This window comes from Nonlabens antarcticus, assembly GCF_015356755.1.
Classification (GTDB): domain Bacteria; phylum Bacteroidota; class Bacteroidia; order Flavobacteriales; family Flavobacteriaceae; genus Nonlabens; species Nonlabens antarcticus.
In genome coordinates, this window is sequence record NZ_JADFCO010000053.1 from 2501 (window position 1) to 5368 (window position 2868).

The 2868-nt window shown below is 48.4% G+C and carries 2 tRNA genes and 2 rRNA genes (1 of these 4 running past the window's edge); all 4 read right to left on the bottom strand.

Features of this window, described 5'->3' with window-relative positions:
• Window positions 1-579, bottom strand: a 23S ribosomal RNA gene (locus tag IQ282_RS00215); it reaches 2250 nt to the left of the window's first position.
• Window positions 580-784: 205 nt separating this feature from the next.
• Window positions 785-858, bottom strand: a tRNA-Ala gene (locus IQ282_RS00220).
• 124 nt (window positions 859-982) lie between these two features.
• Window positions 983-1056, bottom strand: a tRNA-Ile gene (locus IQ282_RS00225).
• A gap of 174 nt (window positions 1057-1230) precedes the next feature.
• Window positions 1231-2752, bottom strand: a 16S ribosomal RNA gene (locus IQ282_RS00230).
• Together the 16S and 23S rRNA genes with 2 tRNA genes alongside form the textbook arrangement of a ribosomal RNA operon.
• Between the last annotated feature and the right edge of the window lie 116 nt (window positions 2753-2868).

Consider the following 2868-nt stretch of genomic DNA (forward strand, 5'->3'; position numbering starts at 1 on the left):
CACTACACAAGGTAGCTCCGACCGCTTGTAAGCGTATGGTTTCAGGTTCTATTTCACTCCCTTATTCAGGGTTCTTTTCACCTTTCCCTCACGGTACTGGTTCACTATCGGTCTCTCAGGAGTATTTAGCCTTGGCGGATGGTCCCGCCGGATTCATACAGGGTTTCACGTGCCCCGCACTACTCAGGATACCACTATCAATAACACTTCTTTCCTATACAGGGCTATCACCTTCTATGGCTCCACTTTCCAGTGGATTCTAATTCAAATTGCATCAAATATCGTGGTCCTACAACCCCACACAGTCCGTAAACTGGGTGGTTTGGGCTATTCCGCGTTCGCTCGCCACTACTAGCGGAATCACTATTGTTTTCTCTTCCTCTGGCTACTTAGATGTTTCAGTTCACCAGGTTTGCTTCCCTTGCGGGATGACATGTCTTCAACATGACGGGTTGCCCCATTCGGAAATCTGCGGATCACATCGTATGTGCCAATCCCCGCAGCTTATCGCAGCTTATCGCGTCCTTCATCGCCTCTGAGAGCCTAGGCATTCCCCATACGCCCTTAATTTGCTTATGGTATTCTGGCCGTTCCCATAACGATATGGGAACGACGCCTTGCTCTTGTATTCTTATTCTTACTAATAACAAACACATTTTGTAAAAAATGCGCCTATTTGTTTCTCGTTTAATCTTTTCAATATGTCAATGAACGTTTCCCGATACCTATAGAAGGTATCAAGGAGCACCAAACAACCGTATAAATACGAATGCTAGTGCTATAGTGGAGAATATCGGAGTCGAACCGATGACCTCCTGCGTGCAAGGCAGGCGCTCTAGCCAGCTGAGCTAATCCCCCATTTTTGGAATCCTAAATTATGTATTCAGAATCACGAATGTAGAATCCTCTAACTTCTAGAATTTCCAGTAAAATATTAATGAACTCGTGCGGTTTATCCTTCCGCGAAAGCGTTTTAAAAAAGTAGTCTCAGGCAGACTCGAACTGCCGACCTCTACATTATCAGTGTAGCGCTCTAACCAGCTGAGCTATGAGACTCTAACGTATCTTCCTAGGAAAACACCCTAAGTCTTGCGACTTTTTTTAATATATAAATAAGATTGACAACTATAATGTGGTAGTATAATTAATAATATAAACAAACACGCCAAAGCTTGTAGATGGACCATAAGGAATCCCGTCTTTTAGGTGCTGTTATTTCAAGCACTCCAGAAAGGAGGTGTTCCAGCCGCACCTTCCGGTACGGCTACCTTGTTACGACTTAGCCCCAGTTACCGGTTTTACCCTAGGCCGCTCCTTACGGTGACGGACTTCAGGTACCCCCAGCTTCCATGGCTTGACGGGCGGTGTGTACAAGGCCCGGGAACGTATTCACCGCATCATGGCTGATATGCGATTACTAGCGATTCCAGCTTCACGTAGTCGAGTTGCAGACTACGATCCGAACTGTGATAGGGTTTGTAGATTCGCTCCTGGTCGCCCAGTGGCTGCTCTCTGTCCCTACCATTGTAGCACGTGTGTGGCCCAGGACGTAAGGGCCGTGATGATTTGACGTCATCCCCACCTTCCTCACGGTTTGCACCGGCAGTCTCGCTAGAGTCCCCGGCATGATCCGCTGGCAACTAGCAATAGGGGTTGCGCTCGTTATAGGACTTAACCTGACACCTCACGGCACGAGCTGACGACAACCATGCAGCACCTTGCAATATGTCCGAAGAAAAACCTGTTTCCAAGCCTGTCATACTGCATTTAAGCCCTGGTAAGGTTCCTCGCGTATCATCGAATTAAACCACATGCTCCACCGCTTGTGCGGGCCCCCGTCAATTCCTTTGAGTTTCATTCTTGCGAACGTACTCCCCAGGTGGGTTACTTATCACTTTCGCTTGGCCACCCAGTACTCAATCGTACCGGACAGCTAGTAACCATCGTTTACGGCGTGGACTACCAGGGTATCTAATCCTGTTCGCTACCCACGCTTTCGTCCCTCAGCGTCAATGTATTGTTAGTGACCTGCCTTCGCAATCGGTATTCTATGTAATATCTAAGCATTTCACCGCTACACTACATATTCTAGCCACTTCACAATAATTCAAGACTAACAGTATCAATGGCAGTGCCGGAGTTGAGCCCCTGCATTTCACCACTGACTTATCAGCCCGCCTACGGACCCTTTAAACCCAATGATTCCGGATAACGCTTGCACCCTCCGTATTACCGCGGCTGCTGGCACGGAGTTAGCCGGTGCTTATTCTTACGGTACCGTCAGCCCTCTACACGTAGAGGGGTTTCTTCCCGTACAAAAGCAGTTTACAACCCATAGGGCCGTCTTCCTGCACGCGGCATGGCTGGATCAGGCTCTCGCCCATTGTCCAATATTCCTCACTGCTGCCTCCCGTAGGAGTCTGGTCCGTGTCTCAGTACCAGTGTGGGGGATCTCCCTCTCAGGACCCCTACCTATCGTAGCCATGGGGAGCCGTTACCTCTCCATCTAGCTAATAGGACGCATACTCATCTATCACCGTAACCTTTAACCGGTAGACCATGCGGTCAGCCGGTACCATGAGGCGTTAATCCAAATTTCTTCGGGCTATTCCTCAGTGATAGGTAGATTGTATACGCGTTACTCACCCGTGCGCCGGTCGTCAGCGGAGCAAGCTCCCTGTTACCCCTCGACTTGCATGTGTTAGGCCTGCCGCTAGCGTTCATCCTGAGCCAGGATCAAACTCTTCATCGTAGAATCTTATTAAAAAGATCTCTTGTGGGAGACCTCATAATCCAATTACTACTAGCATTTGGCGTTTATGTCTGTTTACACTAAATTATAACTTACCGACTCACTACATATTGTAG